Here is a 21,152-nt window from a genome sequence, read left to right as displayed (position 1 = left end):
GCGGGCCTGCCTCCGACGGTCGGGACGGTCTCAGAACGGCCGCTCGTCCGGCAGACGCGCGGCCGCCATCTCCTCCCGCGTCGGATCGCGGCGCACGACGATCCCGTTCGACCGGTCCGCCGCGATCAGCCCGAGGCGGGCGAACCCGTCGAGCCAGCCGTCCATCGGCCAGAAGCCGTGACGGACGTGGAAGCGGTCGGCGTTGGCCACGATGTCGCGGAAGTGCTGGAGCGGCGGATCGTAGCCCGGATGATGCTGGTGGTAGGCCCGCGGGCCGCCCAGGAACAGGATCGGCACGCCGGCTTTGTCGGCCCGGAACGCCAGATCGGTGTCCTCCGCGCCGTAACCGGAAAACGCCTCGTCGAACCCGCCGAGCCGGTCGTAGGTCGCGGCGCGCACCGCGAAGGCGAGCGACCAGAACAGGCCAGGCTGCGGGGCGGGCGCCACCGTGCCGGGCGGCGGGAAGGCCCGCACCGGGTGCGGATGCCCGAGGCGCGCCAGGTCGGCCTCGCGCCAGCCGTCCACCACCGCGCCGGCCGGCAGGTAGCCGATCTCGCAGCAGACCAACCCGTCCTGCTCGTCCACCGCCCGCGACAGGCCGGCCACGAGATCCGCCGAGGGGATGCAATCCACGTCGAGGAAGATCAGCGTATCGGCCCGGGCGGCCCGGCGGCCGGCATTGCGCGCCGCCGCCAGCGGCAGGCCCGCATGCGGGAACGGCACCCGCTCGACCGGGAAGGGCAGAGGCGGGAATGCGGCGTCGTCGCCGTCGATCTCCACCACGATGCACGCATCCGGGGGCGTGCCGCGGCCGAGACCTTCGAGGAGGCGCACGAGATGGGTGCGCCGGCCCTTGTTGAGGGTGATGACCGCGGTGCTCATCCCGCCACGCTGCCCGCTTGCAGGACGTCGATGCGGTAATCGGCCGTCCGGAGCTGAGCGAGGAGCCCGGCGAAGGGCGCGGCCAGCCCGATGAAGCCGTCCGCGGCCTCGTCCCCCGAATGGGGATAATCGGTCTCCCCGAGCCAATGGACCAGCACGATGTCGCCGCCCGGTTCGATCGCCTGCCCGGCCCGGCGCACCAACTCGGCGAGATCCGCCGGCGCCAGGAAATACAGGAATTCCGACAGCACGATCAGATCGAATCGACCCTCTGGCCAGTCGGCCGGCACGGCGCCCTGGCGGATCTCGACGTTGGGACGGTCGGCACACCGGGACCGGGCGGCCTGCACGGCCGCCGCGACCAGGTCCGCGGCGAGCAGGCGGTCGCAGCGCTCGGACAGGGCGCGGGTGAAGACGCCGATCGAGCAGGCTGGTTCGAAGGCGCTCCGGTAGCGCGGCCGCGGCAGGGCCGCGAGCGTCGCCGCGTACTTGTCGCGCTCATAGGGCGAGGTCGCGAAGCGCCAGGGATCGGAATCGCTGGCATAGATGCCGGCGAAATAATCGTCCGGCAGGGTCTGCTTGCGCCGGGTCATGCCGGCACCGCCACGAAGCGCTCGTAGGGGCCGCAGAGCCGGTCGATCATCGCGGGTTCCAGCCGGAACCCCTGCGGATCGTCCGCGATGAGGTCGGTGGTCTGCGATTCGTGCGCCGCCACCGCCAGGGCCTTGGTCTGGCGGTGCGCGGAGACGTCCAGGCGCAGGCCTGAGGGCGCCGGGCCGACCTCGGTCTCGGGCGGCAAGGTCCAACCCCAGACCGGATATTCGTAGATCCGCACCCCCGGCATCCGCGGCCGGGCCAGCGCGACGATGAGCGCCGCAGCCTTGTGGTCGCAATGGGGGTCGTGCCGCCACGTCACGAACACCGCGCCGGCGCCGCAGGCGGCGGCTGCCCGGGCGACCGTTTCGGCGGCCGCCTCGGCCGCCGGGCCTTCGCTCGGCACATGGGCGTCGGGCAGGCGCAGGAACGTGACCGCCTCGGCCGCGAGACCCAGGACCGCCACGGCCCGAAGCGTCTCGGCCTCGCGCAGGGCGCGCAGCGTCTCCGCCCGGTAGAGGCGGGAATGGGTGTGCGAGCCGCAGCCGTCGCTGATCACGACGAGGTGCACGGGCCGGCCGGCGGCCCGCGCGGCCGCGATCAGGCCGCCGCAGCCGAGGCTCTCGTCGTCGGGATGGGGGGCGACGACGACGAGCCCCCCGCTTCCCACGAGGGTGTCGAGGGTCGCCAGAGGCAACGCCTCGGCGGCCGCCAGGAAGGCATCGGCGCGCATCAGCGGGCCTCCGTCCCGCTCGGTGTGGCGACGGAAGGCGGGTGGTGCCGCGCGGGGCCGCTGACGGGATCGGTCACGGTACGCTCCAGAGCGATGCGTGGGTTCGGACCCCCTAGCTATCGTCTCGGATGGCTGAACGCGCCATGAGCGGCGCGTTCGGACAGTCCCGGCCGACGCTAGCGGTCGTTCTCGGTGGTGAGGTCGTCGGCGCGGGTGCCCTCGTCGACGCCCGGCCGGGCCGCGAGGTGGACGCCGAGCGTCGGCGCCTCCGAGAAGACCGCTCCGGCCGCGCAGAGGGCGCTCCGCAGGGCCTCGATCTGTCCGTTCGGCGGATCGCCGTAGCCACCCTCGAAGTCGCGCACGAACTGCGTGTCTAGGCCGACCCTGGCCGCGAGGTCGGCCTCCGACCAGCCGAGCAGCCCCCGGGCCGCCCGCGACTGAGCCGGGCTCATGGCGGGGGCCTGGGTTCCGCTCTGGCCGCCCTCGTCCGATCCTGCCAAGTCCGCTCTCCCGCTCCGCGATCATCAACAACGATCACGCTGGCCGATCGTTTCCGGTCGGTCTCGGGAGCGTGCGACCATAATTGTGCTGAAATCCTGTCGCATCCGACAGGAGCAAAGATTCGGAACGGTCTCGCGTGGGGCCGATCTGCGCGGCCTGCGCGGCGCTTCCGAACCGGGATGGCCTGTGCGCGCGGTGCGCGCGAAATGGGGACTGGACGATGAGAGGGCTGCTGATCGCGAGCTTGGCGTGTGCCGTGCTGGCCATGGACCTGTCCGCAGCGACGCAGGCGCAGGCCCAGATGGGCGGCTCGCCCACGGGCTTCGGGCGGGGGAACCGCCGCCCCGGAGGTGAAGAGGAAAAGAAGCCGCAATACGTGCCGGGGAACAAGGCCAGCGAGAAGATCTTCCCGCTCGACTCGACCTGGACGGCCGTGAGCATCAACGGCAAGCCGTTCGCCGGCGGCGACCGGCCGAGCTTCATCATCGACAAGCAGTACCGCGCCCGCGGCTACGGCGGCTGCAACACCTTCGCGGCCACCGCGTTCCCGCTCAAGGAGCAGCACATCGCCGTGGGTCCGCTCGCGCTGACCAAGAAGAGCTGCGACAAGGGGCTGGCCGCGGCCGAACAGGCCTTCTTCGTCGCCCTGCGCACCGCGGCGGTGTGGGATCTCGTCGGCTCGCAGCTCGTGCTCAAGAGCCCGAACGGCGAGCTGAAGTTCGACCGCGCCCTTTAAGGACCGGTTCACCACGCCGCACGAAGCCGGACGCCGATTCAGGAGCCTTTGACGGCCGTCGGGGCTCACTCCTCGTGTGTCGGGGAGGCCACGGATGCCAGTCGGGATCGGTATCGGACGCGGGGATCCTCCGCGTCGTGCAACGGCGAGGATCGGGCGCTTCTCGGGACCCGCGGGCTTCCATCCCGGCGCCCTGTGGCTTGCCACCGCAGCGCCGGCTCTGGCGACGCTTCTCCTTCTCGCGCGGCTGGCATCCTAGGCGGGCGTCGGCGCTGCGGATTACCGGATGCCGCCCCTGTCTCGAGACCGGCCAGCCTCTTCGGGATCGCGCGGGTCCGCGGCAGCCGGCGCCCGCGACGCCACCGGCGGAAACAGGGCCGCCAGGCCTGCAGCCACGCCATACAGGACGGGGTCGGCATTCAGACCCGCCTCGGGCGGACGAAGATCGCTTGTCAGCCGGCTGCGCCGGCGGGCATCGCGCGCATCTGCGAGCATCTGTCCGCGTCCTGGTCGTTCAACTGTTCGAGAACGGTCAATGCCGCGCGCCGCGTTTCGTTGCCGCAGAGGCCGGAATTTTATCCCGGGCTCCGTCGCGACCGCGACCGTGTCCGGAGGGAAGCCTAGCCGCGCCGCCGGAGAACCGTGACGGTTCGGGCCTCGGGCAACCGGCAGGCGGCCGGGACGACGCTGAGGATCGCCGCGCTGGGACATTGCGCCCGGCAGCCCTGGGCCGCCGCGATCTGGTCGCCGCCACAGGCATCGGCGAAGCAGAAGGTCCCGAGATCCTCGCAGGTGGCACGAAATGCGCCGCGCGGCGCAACCGCCCGCAGATCTGCCGCCCCGGCAGCGTGCGTGAGCAGGAGGACCGTCAGACCGATCAGGGCCGGGAGCCGCGCCATCGCTGTTTCCAATCCCGGCCTTCGCCGCTTGCGGAGACTGCCTAGCATTGGCAGCCTGGATGCGCCGTACCATTCCCGCGACAGGCGATGGTCGTCGTCTGTTGTGATCCCGGCCGGAACGCGCGGCCGTGAAGCCCGCCCCCGATCCCTCGTGAAAGGCCAGCATGCCACTCTACGCCCTCAACGATCACGTCCCCGATCTCGCCGACCCCGACCGGGTCTGGATCGCGCCCGACGCGCAGGTGGTCGGCCGCGTGCATCTCGGCCTCGATGTCGGGATCTGGTTCGGCGCGGCCCTGCGCGGCGACAACGAGCCGATCCGCATCGGCGACCGCACCAATGTCCAGGAGGGCGTGATCATGCACGTCGATCCCGGCTTTCCCCTCACGATCGGGAGCGATGTCACGATCGGCCACGGCGCGATCGTGCATGGCTGCACCATCGGCGAAGGCAGCCTCGTCGGCATGGGGGCGACGGTCCTGAACGGAGCCCGGATCGGCCGCGGCTGCCTCATCGGCGCTAACGCGCTGGTCACCGAGGGCAAGGAATTTCCGGATCACAGCCTGATCGTCGGGGCGCCGGCCAAGGCCGTGCGCACCCTCGACGAGGCCGCGGTGGAGGGGCTGCGGCAGGCGGCCCTGCGCTACGTGGAGAATGCCCGGCGCTACAGGGCCGGGCTACGCCGCATCGACGGCTGAGCGCGATCGGCCGCGCCCCGGCGGGGGCGGCCGGGCCGCTTACTTCTTGGCCTTGCCGCGCTCGATCGCCTCTTCGATCAGCCGGTGGGCCTCTTCCTTGTCGCCCCAGCGGACGAACTTGACCCACTTGCCGGGCTCCAAGTCCTTGTAGTGCTCGAAGAAGTGCTGGATCTGCTGGATCGTGATATCGGGCAGGTCAGTGTAGTTCTCGACCCGGTCGTAGCGCTTGGTCAGGTGGCGGGAGGGAACCGCGATGATCTTCTCGTCCTCGCCGCCCTCGTCCTGCATCACCATCACGCCGACGGGACGCGCACTGATGATCGCCCCCGGCAGAACGGCGCGGGTGTTGGCCACCAGCACGTCGCAGGGATCACCGTCGCCCGACAGGGTATGGGGAATGAAGCCGTAATTGCCGGGGTAGAACATCGGCGTGTAGAGGAACCGGTCGACGACGAGGGCGCCGGATTCCTTGTCCATCTCGTACTTGATCGGCTCGCCGCCGAGCGGCACCTCGACGATCACGTTGACGTCGTGCGGCGGCTTCTTGCCGAGCGGGATGGCGTCGATCTTCATGGCGTATCGCTTCCGGAATGCGGTCTCGTCCGCTTCCCGGATCTCTTAGAGGCGCGGCTACGCAAAGCAAATCGGGCGACGTTGCGGCCTGGCAACGAGTGCCGAAAAACGTCAGCCGAACAGGTAGCCGACCTTGGGCAGCGGCACCCCGGCCGCGCGGTCCAGCGCCCGTGGTCCGGCCAGCCCGCCCAGCCCTGCGTAGAAGGCGCCGGCCCGGTCGTTGTCCTCCAGGGTCCAGACGCCGAGCCGGGCGAGGCCGTGATCCGCGAGATCGTTGCGCACCGCCCGGAACAGGCGCCGACCAAGGCCGACGCCCTGGTACTCCGGCTGCAGATAGAGTTCGTCGATCTCGGCCTCGGTGCCGAGCGCCCGGCTGCGCGTCCGACCGTAGGCGGCGTATCCGACCACGAGGTCGCCGGTCTCGACCACGGCGATCGGCCGGCCGCGACGCAGGGCGCCCTGCCACCAGGCCCGGTCGCGGGTGGCGATCAGCCGCTCCAGGGCGACGCCCGGGATGATCCCGCGATAGGCCTCGCGCCACGACGCATCGAACACCTTGGACAAGCCGCCGAGATCGGCCTCGCGGGCTCGACGGATGCTCGTGGTGCGCGTGCTCATGGGCTTCGGGCCTCCCGTCGTCCGACCGGCGGATAACCCGCGCGGTTCGCCCAGGTTCGATGCCGATCCAGGCAGAGTGAAGGCAAGAACGGCGCCGCCCGCGCGCAGCCGCCGCCGGCCCGCGAATTGCCGGCCTGTCGGGCGGCTGATAGAGCCCGGGCTCGTTCCCTCGGCAGTACGGCTTTGTTCAACCGCTTCCTCAAGCCCGAGACGCGCTACGCGCGGCGCATGGCCCGCATCGCCCGCTTCGAGCGGCCGATCTCCGGTCCCGGCGATCGGCTGAGGGCCTGGGCCAACATGCTGCTGATCGACCACGGCGTCTTCCGCCTCGCCTATCTCAACCGGCACCGCGTCGGCTCGGGCGGGCTCTGGCGCTCGGCGCAGCCCGGCCCGCACCAGCTCGCTCGCTTCCGCGCCGAGGGCGTCCGCACCGTCATCTCGCTGCGCGGCGGGCGGGAGCACGGGTCGTGGCCACTGCAGCGCGAGGCCTGCGAGCGTCACGGACTCACGCTCGTGGAGTTCGTGCTCCGCTCCCGGGAGGCGCCGGACCGGGCCACCATCCTCGGTGCGAAGGCGTTCTTCGCCGGGATCGAGTACCCGGCGGTGATGCACTGCAAGTCGGGCGCCGACCGGGCCGGCCTCGCCTCGGCCCTCTACCTGATCCTGCATGAGGGGCGCCCGGTGGCCGAGGCGGCCCGTCAGCTCTCGGCCCGCTACGGCCATCTCCGCTTCGCCAAGACCGGGATCCTCGACGCGTTCTTCGCCCGATACCGCGTCGAGGGCGAGGCGAAGGGCCTCGACTTCCTGACCTGGGTCGAGACCGTCTACGATCCCGAGGCGCTCAAGCGCGACTTCCGACCGGGCTTCTGGTCGGACCTGGCGGTGGACCGGGTGCTGCGGCGGGAGTGATGGCCTACTCGGCCGCCGGGCGCGCCACCTCGCGGAAGGGATGGGCCGGGTAGGTGCCGATCACCCGCAATTCGCGCGAGAAGTAGCCGAGTTCGTCCAGCGCCCGGCTGAGGCCCGGATCGTCCGGATGGCCGTCGACCTCGGCGTAGAACTGCGTGGCGGTGAATTCGCCGTCGACCATGTAGCTCTCGAGCTTGGACATGTTGACGCCGTTGGTCGCGAAGCCGCCGAGCGCCTTGTAGAGGGCGGCGGGGATGTTGCGCACGCGGAACACGAAGCTCGTGACGCACGGCCCCGTCCCGGCGGCGACCGGATCGGGCTCGGGGGAGAACACCACGAAGCGCGTGGTGTTGTGCGCCTCGTCCTCGACATCGCGCTCCAGGATGTCGAGGCCGTAGACCCCGGCGGCGAGCGCCGGCGCCAGCGCCGCGCGGCTCGGGTCGCCGATCTCCGCGATCTCGCGGGCGGCCCCGGCGGTGTCGCCGGCGACCACCGCCTTCAGGCCCAGCCGGCGGATGATCCGGCGGCACTGGCCGAGGGCGTGGACGTGGCTGTGGACGCTCTTCAGCGCCTCGATGCCCGTGCCCGGCAGGACCATCAGCTGGAAGTGGATCGGCAGGAAGTGCTCGGCCACGATGTGCAGCGGCGAGATCGGGATCAGGTGGTGGATGTCGGCGACCCGGCCCGCGATCGAGTTCTCGATCGGGATCATCGCCCGCTGCGCCCGGCCCTCTGTGACGGCCGCGAAGGCGTCCTCGAAGGTCGGGCAGGGCAGCGGCGTCCAGTCCGGATACGCCTCCGCGCAGATGATGTGCGAGTTGGCCCCGGGCTCCCCCTGATAGGCGATGGTGCGGTCGGTCATGGCGGTCAGGATTCGTTCGTCGTGTCAGTTGAGGCGCCGGCTCTGGAGCAGCGCGCGGGCGCGCTCCAGGTCGGCGGGGGTGTCGACGCCCAGCGGTAGGTCGTCGACGATGGCGGCGTCGATGCGCATGCCGGCCTCGAGCGCCCGCAGCTGCTCGAGCTTCTCGCGCACCTCCAGCTCGCCGGGCGGCAGGGCCACGAACCGGCTGAGGGCCGTGCGCCGGTAGGCGTAGAGGCCGATATGGTGCCAGAGCGGTCCCTCGCCCCAGGGGGCGCGGGCGCGGGTGAAATACAGGGCGCGCAGACGCCCGGGGCCGACCCTGTGGCCGACGAGCTTGACCACGTTGGGGTTGTCGGCCTCGTGCGGGTCGGTGATCGGCGCGCAGAGAGTGACGATGTCGACGGTGCGGTCGGCGAGCGGCAGGACGGAGGCGCCGATGATCGCCGGGTCGATGGTCGGCAGGTCGCCCTGGACGTTGACGACCACGTCGTGGCGCCCCTCCGGATCGACGATGTCGAGCGCCTCAGCGAGGCGGTCGGAGCCCGACGGGTGATCGGCGCGGGTCATCACCGCCAGGCCGCCCGCGGCCTCGACCGTCCGGGCGATCTCGGCGGTATCGGTGGCCACCACCACGGGGCCGATCCCGGCCTCCACGGCCCGGCGCCAGACATGGACGATCATCGCCTCGCCGGCGATGTCGGCCAGCGGTTTGTTCGGCAGGCGGGTCGCGGCGAGGCGGGCCGGGATCAGGACCAGGGGATCAGACATCGAGATTCGGATCCGGATGCGCGGATCGGACGGCCGCGGCAGGAGGCGGGCGGCTGCTTAACAGGCCCGCTCCCGGTTGTCGTCCCCCGGGACAGGCGGGACCGCGGTGGAGAAACGCTGCCAGCCGGTGACAAGCTGGGCCATTCGGTGGAACAATCCTGCGCCGGAGCGACGCGGATCGCGCCGGCGGCATTGTCAGGAGCGGCCCGGAACCGCTAAGGCAACCTCGAAATCTTCCAATGTCCGGTGTCCGAGCCCGCTCGCCCGTGTCAGGCGCGCGTTCGGCACGGCCGAGTTGCGAGAAGCGCATGAACTCGTTCGAGGTGAACAAAGTCCTGGGCGCCGTCCTTGGCGCCCTGCTGTTCGCGGCCGGATCGGGTTTCGTCGCCGAATTGATCTACCATCCGAAGCCGGCGGGCAAAGCCGGCTACGACCTTCCCGAGCCGGAGCCGGTGGCCGCCGCCGCGGCCCCCGAGGCCAAGGTCGAGCCGATCGCGGTCCGGCTGGCCAGCGCCAATGTCGAGAAGGGCGAGGCCGGCACCAAGGCCTGCCATGCCTGCCACAACTTCGAGAAGGGCGGCCCGAACAAGGTCGGCCCCGATCTGTACGGGGTCGTGGAGCGGCCGAAGGGTTCGCATCCGGGTTTCGAGTATTCGGCCGCCATGAAGGAGAAGGGCGGCGCCTGGACGTATGCCGACCTCGACGAGTTCCTCACAAACCCGAAGGGCTACGTGAAGGGCACCAAGATGTCCTTCGCCGGCATCGCTTCGCCCCAGGAGCGGGCCAACGTCATCGGCTACCTGCGCACGCTCGCCGAGACGCCCAAGCCGCTGCCGGCCGTCGAGAAGGGTGACGCCCCGGCGGCCGCGCCTGCGGCGGCCAAGCCGGAAGACAAGCCGGCGGCCGCGCCCGCACCGGAGAAGCCTTCCGCCGACAAGCCGGCCGCCAACACGGCGTCCGAGGGTAAGGCCAGCCCGGCGAAGCCCGCCGATACCGGCACCGCCAAGCCGGCCGAGGAGAAATCCCCCGGCAGCCCGCGGGCGACCGGCGAATCGAGCGACCGCAATGCGCCGGCGCCGCCCGCCAATGCCCACGACAGCGACCAGAAGGGTGCGCCGTCGAGCCTGATTCCCGCCGAGCCGACCGCGCCCAGCGCTCCGGCTGCCAAGGAACCCCCGGCACAGGCCAATCCCGAGGCGGTCGATCGGGCGAAGGATCTGGAGGTCGGTAGCCCGACCAAGGATCTGAACGCGCCGCTGCCGACCCCGCAGCCGCTGCCGAAGGAGTAAGCGGCACGGCCGGGTGCGGGGGCTGAGGACGGTCCCGCCCCCCGCGTGTCAGGCGCGTTGCGCCGGCATGGCTCCGGGTGCGGCCCTTGCTCTATGGCGGCCGCATCCCGGCATCCTGCCGGATTGAGAACCGCGTAGGATTCCTTGGCTGACCGAAGTCCCGATGTGGTGGAGCGGCGGGCGCCCCTGCCGCTGCTCGTCGCCGTGACCATGACCGGAACGGTGGCGCTGCACATCTTCGTGCCGGCCCTGGCGGCGGCGGCCATGGACCTCGGCACCAACGCCGCCGGCGCGCAGCTGACGATCACCGTCTACCTGATCGGGCTCGCGGGCGGTCAGCTGCTCTACGGCCCGCTCTCGGACCGGTACGGCCGGCGCCCGATCCTGATCGGTGGCCTCGGGCTCTATCTCGCCGGGCTGCTCCTCGCGATCCCGGCGCCGAATATCGGAGTCCTGATCGTCGCGCGCATCCTGCAGTCGCTCGGTGCCTGCGGCTCGCTGGTGATCGGCCGGGCGATGGTTCGCGACGTCTCGACCCGGGAGGACGCCGCCCGGAAGCTCGCGATCCTTACCACCGCGATGACGCTGACGCCGGCGCTGGCTCCGGCGGTCGGCGGCGTGGTGAGCGAGGCCTTCGGCTGGCGCGCGGTGTTCGTGGTGCTGGCCGGACTCGTCGCCGTGCTGGGGACCTTGGTGGTGTTCACGCTGCCCGAGACCAACCGCCACAAGGTGGCGCTGCCGGGTTTCGTCGCCGTGCTCGCGGGCTACCTCCGGCTGGTGCGGATCCCGGTGTTCCGCGCCTACCTGGTGGCGGGGGCCTGCGGCGGGACGAGCCTCTACGCCTTCCTGGCGGTGGCGCCGTTCCTGCTCGTGGACCGGCTCGGGCGCTCGTCGCAGGAGGTCGGGTTCGACTGCCTGATCGTGGTGTTCGGCATGGTCGGGGGCGCGGTGCTGGCGAGCCGCCTCGCGGCCCGGGTCCCGATCCGCAAGGCCGCACGGAGCGGCAACCTCCTCTGCATCGCGGCGGCGCTCACACTGCTGATCGTGGACCGTACCGGGATGCTCGGCGTCGTCAGCCTGATCGTGCCGCTCTTCGCCTACGCGGTGGGCGTCGGTCTGCTCAGCCCCAACGCGGTGGCTGGGCTGATGAACGTCGATCCGCACGCGGCCGGCACAGCCTCCAGCCTTTACGGCTTCACTCAGATGACCTTCGGGGCGCTGTTCACGGTCGCCGCCTCGGCCTGGCCCGCGACCTCGGCGACGCCCGTCGCGCTGGCGCTCCTCTCGGCCGGGCTGATCGCGGCCTTCGCGCTCCGGCGGGCCTGATCCGGAGACCGGTCGCTACGCGCGCACCGTCTCCACCGGGCCGGCGATGCCTTCGTGAAACCCGGAGACGAGGTCCAGCCACAGCAGGCGCGCGGGATCGACCGGTCCCGGCAGGGTGAGCCGCCCCGGCGGCACGGGGGTGAAGCCGAACCGGCTGTAGTAGGGCGCGTCGCCCACCAGGATCACCAAGCCTTCCCCCGCCGCCCGCGCCGCTTCGATCGCCGCGCGGGTCAGGGCCGCACCGATGCCGCGGCCCTCGAAACTCGGATCCACCGCCAGCGGACCCAGCATCACGAAGGGCATCGTCCCGGTTCGCACCGGACCCATGCGCACCGAGCCGACGAGGAAGCTGCCCACCGAGGCGGTGACGCCGAGATCGATGCGCTCGGCCGCACCTTCGCGGAGACGGTAGGCCGTGCGGGCGTAGCGACCGGGGCCGAAGGCTCTGGCGTGGAGGCGCTCGATAGCGGGGGCATCCTCCGGCCGTTCCGGCCGGATGACGAGGGACAGGTCGGTCACGGCATGCTCGCGGGTCGGACGGCCGCCGCGTAGCAGCGTCGGGCGCGACCCGCAAACCGCCGGCTACTCGGCGGCTGCCAGCGCGGGTCGTCCGCCGCCCTGGGTCAGCTTCAGGAAGCCGAGGGCCGAGAGCCAGATCACCGCGCCGCAGGCCGAGGCGACGCCGAGGACCAGCGCGAAGCCGCCGCGGTCGTGCAGGACGGCGATCGCCGGTACCACGAAGCCGCTCGCCGTGAACCCCACGAAGTAGCGCACGCTGTATGCCCGAGCCCGGTAGGCGGGCGGGACGTAGCGGGCGATCATCGCGTCGTTGATCACCACCTGCCCGTAGATCGCGGTCATGCCGAGGACGAGCCCGGCGAGCAGCGGCAGGCCGGTTGAGAGGGCGGCGATCCCGAGCCCCAGCGGCTGAAGCACCGACAGGGCCACGAAGAGGGACGGCAGGCTGTAGCGGTCGATGAGGCGGCCCATGGCCAGCTGCATCAGGGCTCCGAACAGGAACACGCCGGTGGCGAGCGATCCGGTCAGCGCCAGCGGCAGGCTCTGCCCGATGCCCTCGTCGATCACCTTGGGCAGACTGATCGTCGTGAGGTTGAAGGTCAGTCCGCCCGCGAAGATCGACAGGGCGAACATGGCCATCAGCGCCCAGGGCCGCGTCACCGGGATCACGGCGGCTCCCCCGGTCTTCCGGCCGGCGGTCTCGCCGTCGCCCGGCACGAGGGCCAGGAAGGCGATCCCGCAGGCGAGGCAGACGAGGCCGGGCACCACGAAGGCCACCCGCCAGCTGATGGCGGCGGCCAGCAGCGCCGTGAGGCCGGAGGCCGAGGCCGCGCCGAAATTGCCCCAGACGCCGTTGATGCCGAGGTCGCGCCCGAGCCGGCGGGCATGGGTCACCAGCATGGCCGAGCCGACCGGATGGTAGATCGCCGAGGCGACCCCCAGCACGCACAGCCAAAGGGCGAAGCCGAGCGGGGTGGAGGCGCTCGCCACGCCGAGGCAGGACAGGCCGTACCCGAAGAAGAACACCGCCAGCATGGTGCGCCGCCCGAACCGGTCGGCGAGGGAACCCATCGGCAGGGAGCAGAGGCCGAATGCCACGAAGGCGCCGGTGGCAAGCCCGATCAGCTCCCCGTAGCCGAGCCCCGTCTGGGCCGCGATGGCGATGACCGCGGTCGGGTAGATCAGCAGGACGAAATGATCGAGGGCGTGCGCGACGTTCACGAAGCGCAGGGTGCGGCGGGACAGCGTATCCGAATCCATCGCGGCGTATCCTCCGGGACGGCCTCCTGATAGCCTGACCCGATGGCGATGTTGGGTCGGATATGTATGCGAACGGGCCATTGTTGACGGCGGGGCGCGCCGCGGCGGGCCGGTCGACCGATGCGGTCGATTACCAGGACGTGCCCCGCCCGGTGGCGGTGATGCCCAAGACCTACGCGGCCGGCATGCATCTCGCCCGGCACTTCCATCCCCGCGCGCAACTGCTCTATGCCACGGCCGGCCTGATGATGGCCTTCGCGGACGACGGCACCTGGGTCGTGCCCGAGGGGCACGCCCTCTGGATCCCGCCGCGCCTCCCGCACGCGGTCGCCACCCACGGCGCCGTCTCGATGTGCTCGGCCTATCTCGATCCGGCCGCCGTCCGATCCTTCCCGGCGAGCTGCCGGGTGATCGCGGTGTCCCCGTTGCTCGCATCCGCGCTCACGGCCCTGGCGGAGGAGCCCGTCCTCTACGCGGTCGATGGCCGGGGCGGCCACCTCGCCGCCCTGGTGCTCGACGAGATCGGCCGAGCCCCCGCGACGCCGCTGGCTCTGCCGCTCCCGCGCGATCCGCGCCTGCGCCGGGTCTGCCTCGGGCTGATCGATGATCCGGCTTCGGACGAGGACCTCGACGCCTGGGCCGGCCGCGCTGGGGCCAGCCGGCGCACGCTGACGCGGGGGTTCCGGACCGAGACGGGTCTGAGCTTCGGCGACTGGCGGGCTCGGGCTCGGGTGATCCGGGCGCTGGCCCTTGCGGCCGAGGGACGGCCGCCGCGGACGGTTGCGGCGGCCGTGGGCTATCGGAGCGCGCAGGCCCTGCGGATGACCATGGCGCGGGTGCTCGGTCCGGCGCGCCCACTCCGTGGCGAGGGTGCCGACTGATCGCCGTCTAGTGCATCGATCCAAACGAACGCGTCAGAGAAGTTTGGAGAAATTGATGCACCAACAAAGCCTAGGGCTCATGCGCGGGAACGAAGTGACGGCGTCTGAGCACTAGGCGGCCTGCCGGGGTTCCTCGAACAGCTCGTCGGCAGGCCCGAAGAACTCGAACTTCACCCGTTCGGCCGGGACGCCGTGGCGCATCAGCCCGGTGACCAGATCCCGCAGAAACGGCTTGGGACCACAGAGGTAGTAGGTCGCGCGGGCGTGCGGGGTGTGCTGCACGAGCCAATCCGCCGTGATCAGGCCCTGGACATCGTAGTCTTCGCCCTGCCGGTCCCCGGCCTCGGGCTCGGCATAGAAGGTCGCGACCTGCGTGTTCCGCGCGCGGGTCGCCAAGCCTCGGGCATGGTCGCGTAGGGCGTGGACGCGGCCATACAGGGCAGCGTGGATGTACCAGGTCGGTCGGTCAGGGCTCTCCGCCGCGATGGTCTCCAGCATGCTCATCATCGGCGTCAGCCCGACGCCCCCGCTGACCAGCACCACGGGTTCGTCGGTCTGGACATCAAGGGCGAAGTCACCCGCGGGCGCGGCGACCTTCAGCACGGCGCCGGTCCGGACGTGGTCGTGCAGCCAGTTCGAGGCGATGCCGGCCGGCCGACCCGCCGCGGCCTCCCGCTTGACGGTGATGCGATAGGCCCGGTCGTTCGGCGCGCAGGACACCGAATAGTTCCGCTTCAGAACGCCGCGCCCCGGCAGGTCCAGGAGGAAACCGAGATATTGGCCCGCCTGATGCCGCAGCACCGGACCGCCGTCGGCGGGGACCAGCACGAAGGAGCGGATCGTCTTGCTCTCCTGCGTCACGCTCTCGACGACGAAGTCGCGCCACCCGTTCCAGCCGCCCGGCTTGCCGGCGTGGTCGCGATAGATCGCGGCCTCCCGGCCGATCAGCAATTCCGCCAGGAACCAGTAGGCCTCGCCCCAGGCCGTGGCGATCTCGGGCGTGGCGGCCTCACCCAGGACATCCCCGATCGCGCCCAGCAGGGCATCGGCCACGTGGGGATAGTGCTCCGGCAGGATGTTCAGGGCGACGTGCTTCTGCGCGATGCGCTCCACCGCCCCCGCCAGGACACCGAGATTGTCGATGTTGCGGGCGTAGGCGAGCACAGCCTGCGCCAGGGCCTTCGGCTGCGCGCCGCTGTCACCATGATGGGACTGGTTGAAGAGGTCGCGCATCTCCGCATCCGCGAAGAGGCGCTCGTACATGCGCTTCGTGATCGTGAGGCCGTGGGCCTCCAGGGCCGGCACGGTGGCCTTTATGAGGGCGATGGTGGCGGGGGAGAGGGGAGCAGGCATGGTCCGGCCCTAAAGATATATTCAACATATTCCTTTTAGCGCGCCCCTCGAAAAGGCGCAAACAGAATATACCTTATAGGACGAATATTTTTCGCCGCCCGAGAGGTGGAGCCCGGCTGCCGCGCGGCATACGCACCCGACCGGCGCCTCACGCCGCGACGCCCGGCGGCGCGGATCGTCTTCTGGAGTTGAGATGCGGCTGACCCGCTACACGGACTACGCCCTGCGGACTTTGATCTACGTCGGCCTTCATGAGCCCGAGCAGAGTTCGATCGCGGCGATCGCGCGTGCCTACGGCATCTCGGAGAACCACCTCAACAAGGTGGTTCATCAACTGGGACGGCTAGGCCTGATCCGGACGATCCGCGGTCGTGGGGGCGGTCTCCGGCTGGCAAAGCCGCCGGGGGAGATCGTCGTCGGGGCGGTCGTGCGTCAGACCGAGGATGATCTGGCGCTGGTCGAGTGCTTCGGCGGCGGGGCCTGCGCCATCACGGCGCCGTGCCGGCTCCGGCGCGTGCTGGGGGAGGCCCTGGCGGCCTTCCTCGCCGTCCTCGATCGCTACACCCTGGCGGATCTCCTCGGCTCGCCGGACGGGGATGCGATCGCAGCGCTCCTGGGCTTGACCGGTCCGACGCGCGGCGAGCCGCCGACGGGGGCCGCTGCGGAGAGCCTTTCGGACGGCTGACGACCGCAAGCGGTCGTATCATACCTAGGTGCGCTGATCCCAACCCATGGTCGGGCTCAGCGCGTCCGGCGGACGCCCGCCGCCGCGCCGTCGCGCGGGCAGCCGACGATAAGTCCGGCTCATCGTCGGCTGGTATCAGGTCGCCCGCGCCGAGAAATCGATGCGCGGGTCGATCCACACGTAGATCAGGTCCGAGAGCAGGTTCACCGCGAGCCCGAGCAGCGAGAAGATGTAGAGCGTGGCGAACACCACCGGATAGTCGCGCCCGACGATCGCCCGGAACGACAACTCGCCCAGACCGTCCAGCGAGAAGATCGTCTCGATCAGGAGCGAGCCGGTGAAGAAGGCCGAGATGAAGGCGCCCGGGAAGCCCGCGATCACGATCAGCATGGCGTTGCGGAAGACGTGCCCGTAGAGGACACGCCGCTCGGACAGGCCCTTCATCCGCGCGGTCAGCACGTATTGCTTGCGGATCTCGTCGAGGAAGGAGTTCTTGGTGAGCAGGGTCGAGGTCGCGAAGGCGCCGATCACCAGGGCGGTCAGCGGCAGCACCATGTGCCACGCGTAGTCGGTGACCTTGTGCCAGGTCGAGAACCCGTCCCAGCCCTCGCTGGTCAGGCCGCGGAGCGGAAACCACTGGTAGAACGAGCCGCCGGCGAACAGGATGATCAGCATCAGCCCGAACATGAAGCCCGGGATCGCGTAGCCGATGATCACCACGAAGGAGGTGGCGCGGTCGAACCGCTCACCGTCCGTTACGGCCTTGCGGATGCCCAGCGGGATCGAGATCGCGTAGGACAGGAGCGTCATCCACAGGCCGAGCGAGATCGAGACCGGAAGGCGCTCCTTGATCAGCTGGATGACGGTGACGTCGCGAAAATAACTGCGCCCGAAATCGAAGCGGACGTAGTCCCAGAGCATCTTGGCGAAGCGCTCGGGCGCCGGCCTGTCGAAGCCGAACTGCTTCTCCAGCTTGGCGATGAATTCCGGGCTCAATCCCTGTGCCCCGCGGTAGCGCGAACTGGCCTCGCCACCGCCCCCGGCGGACGGCCGACTGGCGCCCCCCAGGTCTCCGGAGCCGCCGGTCACGCGGGACATCGCCCCGTCGCGCTGGCCCTGCAACTGCGACAGCACCCGCTCGACCGGACCGCCGGGGGCGAACTGCACGATGGTGAAGGTGATCAGCATGATCCCGAACAGGGTCGGGATCATCAGGCCGAGGCGGCGCAGGATGTAGGCGAGCATGGTCTCAGTCCCGCCCGATCCGCTTGGCCTTGTCGGCCTCGAACCACCACGTGGCCGGCGCGCCGAGGTCGTATTTCGGCGGGCTGGCCGGGCGGCCGTACACGTCCCAGAGGGCGAGGCGATGGGTCGAGGCGTACCACATCGGCACCCAGTAGCGCCCGGCTCGGAGCACCCGGTCGAGGGCGCGGCTGGCGGTGGTCAGTTCCGCCCGGGACTTGGCGTCGGCGATGGCGGTGAGCAGCGCATCGATTGCCGGGCTCGCGATCCCCGAGAGATTGTTGGACCCCGCGGTGCCGGCCGAGCGGGACCCGTAGGTCTCGCGCAGCTCCGCGCCGGGCGTCACGCCGCTGCTGTAGCGACGCGGCGTGACGTCGAAGTCGAAATCCTTGAGCCGGGCCTGGTACTGCGACGGGTCGACCGTGCGCAGGCTCGCCTTGATCCCGAGAAGCCCCAGGTTGCGGATGAACGGCTGGGTGACCGCCTGGAAGACCGGATCCTCGTCGAGGAATTCGAGGGTCAGGGGCTGGCCGCCGGGCAGCATGAGGCTGCCGCCGGAGCGGGTGCAGCCGGCCTCCCGCAGCAGGGCGTCGGCCCGCTTCAGCAAGGCCCGGTCCTGGCCGGACCCGTCCGAGACCGGCGGCATCCAGGCCTCGCCGAACACCTCCGGCGGCAGGTCGGCCAGGGGCTCCAGCAGGGCGATTTCTTCCGCCGAGGGCTTGCCGGTGGCCTTGAGGTCGGAATTCTCGAAGAACGAGGCCGTGCGCGTGTAGGCCCCGTACATCAGGTTCCGGTTCGACCATTCGAAGTCGAAGCACAGGCCGATCGCCTCGCGGATCCGCGGGTCCCGGAATGCCGCCCGGCGGGTGTTGATCCACCAGCCCTGCGTGCCGCTGGGCCGCGCATCCGGCACCGTCTCGCGGACCACGCGCCCCTCGGCCATCGCCGGGAAGTCGTATCCGGTCGCCCAGACCCGGGCGGTGAACTCCTCGCGGAACGTGAAGGCACCGCTCTTGAACGCCTCGAAGGCCACGGTGCGGTCGCGGAAATACTCGTAGCGGATCGCGTCGAAGTTGTTCTGGCCGACATTCACCGGCAGCTCGGCGGCCCAGTAATCCGGGACGCGCTCCAGACCGATGGAGCGACCGGGATCGACCGTGCCGACCCGGTAGGGGCCGGAACCCAGGGGCGTCTCCAGGGTCGAGGCCTCGAAGTCGCGGGCGCCGTAATAGGCCGCCGAGAAGATCGGCAGTTGCGCCACGAACAGCGGCAGATCCCGGGCGCGGCCCGGCGCGAAGGTGACAACCAGCCGCTCGTCGCCCTCCGCCTGGGCATCGGCCATGTCGCGGATCACTTCGGCGATCTCCGGGTGACCCTTCTCGCGCAGGAGCTTGAGACTGAAGGCCGCGTCCCGTGCGGTGAGCCGCGAGCCGTCGTGGAACCGGGCCTGCGGGCGCAGGGCGAACGCATAGGTCAGTCCGTCCGCGCTCACCGTGACGGAGCGCGCCACCAGCCCGTAGAGCGCGTCCGGCTCGTCGAGGGCGCGGACCATCAGGCTGTCGAAGGTCAGGTTCATGCCGGCGGCCCCGTCGCCGCGCAGCACGTAGATGTTGAGCGTGTTGAAGGTGTTGAGCGACTGGTTTCCGGTCGTCCCCGCGAGCTGCGCCGAGAAGCGCCCGCCGCGCGGCGCCATCGGGTTCACGTAGTCGAACCGCTCGAAATCGGGGCCGTATTTCAGCTCGCCGAAACTGGACAGGCCGTGGCGCACGTCGTCCGCCGCGAAGGCCGGCCGGACCGCCGCGAGGGCGCCGGCCCCGAGGATCAGTCCGCGCCGCGTCGAAGTCCAGGGGGTGCCCGTCAAGCCGGCGCCCTTCAACGCGGCGCCCCGGTCTTGGCGGCGCGGGCCTCGTCGTACCACCACGTCGTCGGGAAGCCGGAACTGGCGTAGAGCGGCAGGATCGCCGGGTGGTTGAACCGGTTCCAGCGCAGGGTCCGCTGCTGATCGGAGGACCATTGGGGCACCACGTAATCGTGGGCGAGCAGGACCCGGTCGAGCGCCCGGGTCGCCGCGATCACGCTCGGCCGGTCCTTGGCGAAGATCACCTTCTCGATGAGCGCGTCGATGCCGGGATCCTTGATCCCAATCAGGTTGCGCGAGCCGGGCTTGTCGGCCGCCGCCGAGCCCCAATACTCGCGCTGCTCGTTGCCGGGCGAGAGCGATTCGCCCCAGTTGGTCGTGGTGACGTCGAAGTCGAAGTTGCGAATGCGGTTCTGGTACTGTCCCTGGTCGATCACCCGCAGGGTGGCGTCGATGCCGATCAGCTTGAGCTGCGCAGAGAACGGCAGGATCACCCGCTCGAAGGTGTTCTGGAATTCCAGGAACTCGACGGTCAGCGGCGCGCCGGTCGCCTTGTCGACCATCTTGCCGCCGCGCAGCTCGTAGCCCGCCTCGCGCAAGAGGCCGACGGCCTCGCGCAGGTTCTTGCGCACGGCCTCGGGACTGTCGTTGACCGGGTTGGCGTACGGCGTCGTGAAGACGGAGGGCGGGACCTTGTCCTTGACGGTTTCCAGGATCGCCTTCTCGTCGCCCTGCGGCAGGCCCGAGGAGGCCAGTTCCGAGCCGAAAAAGTAAGAGTTGATCCGCTTGTACAGGCCGTAGAACAGCGCCTTGTTCATCTCCTCGTAGTTCATCGCGAGGTTGAAGGCCCGGCGGACGCGCGGATCCTTGAACTTGTCCCGGCGGGTGTTGAACACGAAGGCCTGCATGAGGCCCATGCCGCGGTCGGGGAACGCCTCCTTGATCAGGCGCCCCTCCTTCACGGCCGGGAAGTCGTCGTAGGCGGTGGCCCAGTTCCGGGCGATGTTCTCGATGCGGAAATCGTATAGGTCGCCCTTCAGCGCCTCGACCAGCACGGTGCCGTCGCGGAAATACTCGTAGCGCTCGGTGTCGAAGTTGTAGCGCCCGGCATTCACCGGCAGGTCCTTGCCCCAGTAGTCGGGCACGCGGGTGTAGGTGGCGGTGCGGCCGGGCTCGAACTTGGCGAGTCGGTAGGGGCCGGAGCCAAGCGGCGGCTCCAGGGTCGTCTCGGTGACACTGCGTTGCTTGCCGTTGGCGTCCTTGGCGGTCCACCAGTGCTTGGGCAGGATGCGGAGCTGCCCGATCACCTGCGGCAGCTCGCGGTTGCCGGTCTCCGTGAAGGTGAAGGTCACCTCGTGCGCCCCGGTCACCTCGGCCCTGGCGACGGTCTGGTAATAGGCGGCGTAGAACGGGCTGTTGGCCTTCAGTACGTCGAAGGACCAGACCACGTCCTCGGGGGTGATCGGCTTTCCGTCGTGCCAGCGGGCGTTCTCGCGCAGGCGGTACGAGACCGAGCCGAGATCGGGGGCGATCCGCACCGCCTCGGCGAGCAGGCCGTAGGAGGTGAACGGCTCGTCCGAGGATTCGGTCATCAGCGAATCGTAGATCTGCTGGACGCCGCCTTCGAGGTCGCCCTTCAGGCCCGCGACGACGATGTTGAAGTTGTCGAACCCGCCCTGCGCGCCGAAGCGCACCATCCCGCCCTTGGGGGCGGTCGGTTCGGCATAGTCGAAGTGCTTGAAGTCGGGGCCGTATTTCGGCTGGCCCATCAGCGTGATCGCGTGGGTCCACTGGCCGTTGGCGGCCGGAAGGGTGGTCGGCGTCGACGGCATCGCCGCCGGTTCCTGCGCGCGGGCCGGGGCGAGCTGGAGGCATGCGACGAGGAGCGTCGCGGCGAGGAGGCGTCCGGTCGCGGTCTGCGCTGTCACGGGCAGGCTGTCTCCGTTGTGTCGGACCGCGCGTGGCG

Annotated in this window: 22 protein-coding genes; 7 read left to right on the top strand and 15 right to left on the bottom strand. The window is 70.5% G+C overall.

Features of this window, described 5'->3' with window-relative positions; all coding sequences use genetic code 11:
• Positions 1 to 30: 30 nt before the first annotated feature.
• The 4 genes from ACXJKQ_RS02395 to ACXJKQ_RS02380 form a co-directional block, all read right to left on the bottom strand.
• Positions 31 to 882 (bottom strand): glycosyltransferase family 2 protein, encoded by an 852-nt coding sequence (locus tag ACXJKQ_RS02395; RefSeq protein WP_457104167.1) that lies wholly within the window; start codon positions 880 to 882, stop codon positions 31 to 33.
• Positions 879 to 1,475 (bottom strand): SAM-dependent methyltransferase, encoded by a 597-nt coding sequence (locus tag ACXJKQ_RS02390; protein ID WP_457104166.1) that lies wholly within the window; start codon positions 1,473 to 1,475, stop codon positions 879 to 881. Before ACXJKQ_RS02390 ends, ACXJKQ_RS02395 begins: the two co-directional genes overlap by 4 nt.
• A complete protein-coding gene (locus ACXJKQ_RS02385; RefSeq protein WP_457104165.1) occupies positions 1,472 to 2,209 on the bottom strand; it encodes a PIG-L deacetylase family protein in 738 nt (245 codons plus the stop codon). Before ACXJKQ_RS02385 ends, ACXJKQ_RS02390 begins: the two co-directional genes overlap by 4 nt.
• Before the next feature lie 176 nt (positions 2,210 to 2,385).
• Complete coding sequence (locus ACXJKQ_RS02380; RefSeq protein WP_457104164.1) at positions 2,386 to 2,709, bottom strand: helix-turn-helix domain-containing protein; 324 nt, start codon at positions 2,707 to 2,709, stop codon at positions 2,386 to 2,388.
• A gap of 221 nt (positions 2,710 to 2,930) precedes the next feature.
• Between ACXJKQ_RS02380 and ACXJKQ_RS02375 the strand changes: the two genes are divergently transcribed.
• A complete protein-coding gene (locus ACXJKQ_RS02375; protein ID WP_457104163.1) occupies positions 2,931 to 3,446 on the top strand; it encodes an META domain-containing protein in 516 nt (171 codons plus the stop codon).
• Positions 3,447 to 4,066: 620 nt separating this feature from the next.
• Here ACXJKQ_RS02375 and ACXJKQ_RS02370 read toward each other — a convergent pair.
• Positions 4,067 to 4,345 carry a hypothetical protein gene (locus ACXJKQ_RS02370; protein ID WP_457104162.1) on the bottom strand — a complete coding sequence of 93 codons (279 nt, stop codon included), beginning with the start codon at positions 4,343 to 4,345 and terminating at the stop codon, positions 4,067 to 4,069.
• A 164-nt stretch (positions 4,346 to 4,509) separates the two neighbouring features.
• On the opposite strand from ACXJKQ_RS02370, the gene ACXJKQ_RS02365 reads away from it, so the two are divergent.
• The gene (locus ACXJKQ_RS02365; RefSeq protein WP_457104161.1) at positions 4,510 to 5,043 is read left to right on the top strand and encodes a gamma carbonic anhydrase family protein; all 534 of its coding nucleotides are present in this window, start codon (positions 4,510 to 4,512) and stop codon (positions 5,041 to 5,043) included.
• A gap of 39 nt (positions 5,044 to 5,082) precedes the next feature.
• Here the strand turns inward: ACXJKQ_RS02365 and ppa are convergent, their stop codons facing one another.
• On the bottom strand, positions 5,083 to 5,616 hold the full coding sequence (ppa, locus tag ACXJKQ_RS02360) for an inorganic diphosphatase (protein WP_020092642.1): 534 nt from the start codon (positions 5,614 to 5,616) through the stop codon (positions 5,083 to 5,085).
• 111 nt (positions 5,617 to 5,727) lie between these two features.
• Positions 5,728 to 6,234, bottom strand: a complete 507-nt coding sequence (locus tag ACXJKQ_RS02355; RefSeq protein WP_457104160.1) for an N-acetyltransferase family protein — start codon at positions 6,232 to 6,234, stop codon at positions 5,728 to 5,730.
• Positions 6,235 to 6,417: 183 nt separating this feature from the next.
• On the opposite strand from ACXJKQ_RS02355, the gene ACXJKQ_RS02350 reads away from it, so the two are divergent.
• On the top strand, positions 6,418 to 7,143 hold the full coding sequence (locus tag ACXJKQ_RS02350) for a tyrosine-protein phosphatase (protein WP_457104159.1): 726 nt from the start codon (positions 6,418 to 6,420) through the stop codon (positions 7,141 to 7,143).
• Between the two features lie 4 nt (positions 7,144 to 7,147).
• Here the strand turns inward: ACXJKQ_RS02350 and ACXJKQ_RS02345 are convergent, their stop codons facing one another.
• Together ACXJKQ_RS02345 and ACXJKQ_RS02340 are read right to left on the bottom strand one after the other, a co-directional pair.
• On the bottom strand, positions 7,148 to 8,005 hold the full coding sequence (locus ACXJKQ_RS02345; protein ID WP_457104158.1) for a prephenate dehydratase: 858 nt from the start codon (positions 8,003 to 8,005) through the stop codon (positions 7,148 to 7,150).
• A 24-nt stretch (positions 8,006 to 8,029) separates the two neighbouring features.
• Entirely contained in the window at positions 8,030 to 8,773 is a 744-nt protein-coding gene (locus ACXJKQ_RS02340; RefSeq protein ID WP_457104157.1) for a 3-deoxy-manno-octulosonate cytidylyltransferase, read from the bottom strand.
• Between the two features lie 308 nt (positions 8,774 to 9,081).
• On the opposite strand from ACXJKQ_RS02340, the gene ACXJKQ_RS02335 reads away from it, so the two are divergent.
• Positions 9,082 to 10,062, top strand: a complete 981-nt coding sequence (locus ACXJKQ_RS02335; protein ID WP_457104156.1) for a c-type cytochrome — start codon at positions 9,082 to 9,084, stop codon at positions 10,060 to 10,062.
• 210 nt (positions 10,063 to 10,272) lie between these two features.
• Positions 10,273 to 11,388, top strand: coding sequence for a multidrug effflux MFS transporter (locus tag ACXJKQ_RS02330; RefSeq protein ID WP_457104240.1), 1,116 nt, complete (start codon positions 10,273 to 10,275; stop codon positions 11,386 to 11,388).
• Positions 11,389 to 11,403: 15 nt separating this feature from the next.
• On the opposite strand, the gene ACXJKQ_RS02325 is transcribed toward ACXJKQ_RS02330, so the two are convergent.
• Positions 11,404 to 11,907: a GNAT family N-acetyltransferase gene (locus ACXJKQ_RS02325; protein WP_457104155.1), complete on the bottom strand. Its 504-nt coding sequence runs from the start codon at positions 11,905 to 11,907 to the stop codon at positions 11,404 to 11,406.
• Between the two features lie 63 nt (positions 11,908 to 11,970).
• Positions 11,971 to 13,167, bottom strand: a complete 1,197-nt coding sequence (locus ACXJKQ_RS02320; RefSeq protein ID WP_457104154.1) for an MFS transporter — start codon at positions 13,165 to 13,167, stop codon at positions 11,971 to 11,973.
• Between the two features lie 62 nt (positions 13,168 to 13,229).
• Here ACXJKQ_RS02320 and ACXJKQ_RS02315 point away from each other — a divergent pair, with 62 nt between their 5' ends.
• A complete protein-coding gene (locus ACXJKQ_RS02315) occupies positions 13,230 to 14,048 on the top strand; it encodes an AraC family transcriptional regulator (RefSeq protein WP_457104153.1) in 819 nt (272 codons plus the stop codon).
• Positions 14,049 to 14,159: 111 nt separating this feature from the next.
• Here the strand turns inward: ACXJKQ_RS02315 and hmpA are convergent, their stop codons facing one another.
• Entirely contained in the window at positions 14,160 to 15,401 is a 1,242-nt protein-coding gene (gene hmpA / locus ACXJKQ_RS02310) for an NO-inducible flavohemoprotein (RefSeq protein ID WP_457104152.1), read from the bottom strand.
• A 193-nt stretch (positions 15,402 to 15,594) separates the two neighbouring features.
• Here hmpA and ACXJKQ_RS02305 point away from each other — a divergent pair, with 193 nt between their 5' ends.
• A complete protein-coding gene (locus tag ACXJKQ_RS02305; RefSeq protein ID WP_457104151.1) occupies positions 15,595 to 16,086 on the top strand; it encodes an Rrf2 family transcriptional regulator in 492 nt (163 codons plus the stop codon).
• 135 nt (positions 16,087 to 16,221) lie between these two features.
• Here the strand turns inward: ACXJKQ_RS02305 and ACXJKQ_RS02300 are convergent, their stop codons facing one another.
• Genes ACXJKQ_RS02300 through ACXJKQ_RS02290 form a run of 3 tightly spaced genes read right to left on the bottom strand, consistent with a single transcriptional unit; the run spans position 16,222 to position 21,114 of the window.
• Positions 16,222 to 17,331, bottom strand: coding sequence for a microcin C ABC transporter permease YejB (locus ACXJKQ_RS02300; RefSeq protein ID WP_457104150.1), 1,110 nt, complete (start codon positions 17,329 to 17,331; stop codon positions 16,222 to 16,224).
• 4 nt (positions 17,332 to 17,335) lie between these two features.
• Positions 17,336 to 19,189 (bottom strand): extracellular solute-binding protein, encoded by a 1,854-nt coding sequence (locus ACXJKQ_RS02295; protein ID WP_457104149.1) that lies wholly within the window; start codon positions 19,187 to 19,189, stop codon positions 17,336 to 17,338.
• A gap of 11 nt (positions 19,190 to 19,200) precedes the next feature.
• Positions 19,201 to 21,114: an extracellular solute-binding protein gene (locus ACXJKQ_RS02290; RefSeq protein WP_457104148.1), complete on the bottom strand. Its 1,914-nt coding sequence runs from the start codon at positions 21,112 to 21,114 to the stop codon at positions 19,201 to 19,203.
• Between the last annotated feature and the right edge of the window lie 38 nt (positions 21,115 to 21,152).

This window comes from Methylobacterium sp. P5_C11, assembly GCF_054049775.1.
This window is presented reverse-complemented; position numbering and strand designations above follow the sequence as displayed.

Bases quoted from the DNA above. Each gene is read 5' to 3' on its own strand.
- ACXJKQ_RS02395 (WP_457104167.1), bottom strand. From the start codon at position 882: ATGAGCACCGCGGTCATCACCCTCAACAAGGGCCGGCGCACCCATCTC.
- ACXJKQ_RS02390 (WP_457104166.1), bottom strand. From the start codon at position 1,475: ATGACCCGGCGCAAGCAGACCCTGCCGGACGATTATTTCGCCGGCATC.
- ACXJKQ_RS02385 (WP_457104165.1), bottom strand. From the start codon at position 2,209: ATGCGCGCCGATGCCTTCCTGGCGGCCGCCGAGGCGTTGCCTCTGGCG.
- ACXJKQ_RS02375 (WP_457104163.1), top strand. From the start codon at position 2,931: ATGAGAGGGCTGCTGATCGCGAGCTTGGCGTGTGCCGTGCTGGCCATG.
- ACXJKQ_RS02370 (WP_457104162.1), bottom strand. From the start codon at position 4,345: ATGGCGCGGCTCCCGGCCCTGATCGGTCTGACGGTCCTCCTGCTCACG.
- ACXJKQ_RS02365 (WP_457104161.1), top strand. From the start codon at position 4,510: ATGCCACTCTACGCCCTCAACGATCACGTCCCCGATCTCGCCGACCCC.
- ppa (WP_020092642.1), bottom strand. From the start codon at position 5,616: ATGAAGATCGACGCCATCCCGCTCGGCAAGAAGCCGCCGCACGACGTC.
- ACXJKQ_RS02355 (WP_457104160.1), bottom strand. From the start codon at position 6,234: ATGAGCACGCGCACCACGAGCATCCGTCGAGCCCGCGAGGCCGATCTC.
- ACXJKQ_RS02345 (WP_457104158.1), bottom strand. From the start codon at position 8,005: ATGACCGACCGCACCATCGCCTATCAGGGGGAGCCCGGGGCCAACTCG.
- ACXJKQ_RS02340 (WP_457104157.1), bottom strand. From the start codon at position 8,773: ATGTCTGATCCCCTGGTCCTGATCCCGGCCCGCCTCGCCGCGACCCGC.
- ACXJKQ_RS02335 (WP_457104156.1), top strand. From the start codon at position 9,082: ATGAACTCGTTCGAGGTGAACAAAGTCCTGGGCGCCGTCCTTGGCGCC.
- ACXJKQ_RS02330 (WP_457104240.1), top strand. From the start codon at position 10,273: ATGACCGGAACGGTGGCGCTGCACATCTTCGTGCCGGCCCTGGCGGCG.
- ACXJKQ_RS02320 (WP_457104154.1), bottom strand. From the start codon at position 13,167: ATGGATTCGGATACGCTGTCCCGCCGCACCCTGCGCTTCGTGAACGTC.
- ACXJKQ_RS02315 (WP_457104153.1), top strand. From the start codon at position 13,230: ATGTATGCGAACGGGCCATTGTTGACGGCGGGGCGCGCCGCGGCGGGC.
- hmpA (WP_457104152.1), bottom strand. From the start codon at position 15,401: ATGCCTGCTCCCCTCTCCCCCGCCACCATCGCCCTCATAAAGGCCACC.
- ACXJKQ_RS02305 (WP_457104151.1), top strand. From the start codon at position 15,595: ATGCGGCTGACCCGCTACACGGACTACGCCCTGCGGACTTTGATCTAC.
- ACXJKQ_RS02300 (WP_457104150.1), bottom strand. From the start codon at position 17,331: ATGCTCGCCTACATCCTGCGCCGCCTCGGCCTGATGATCCCGACCCTG.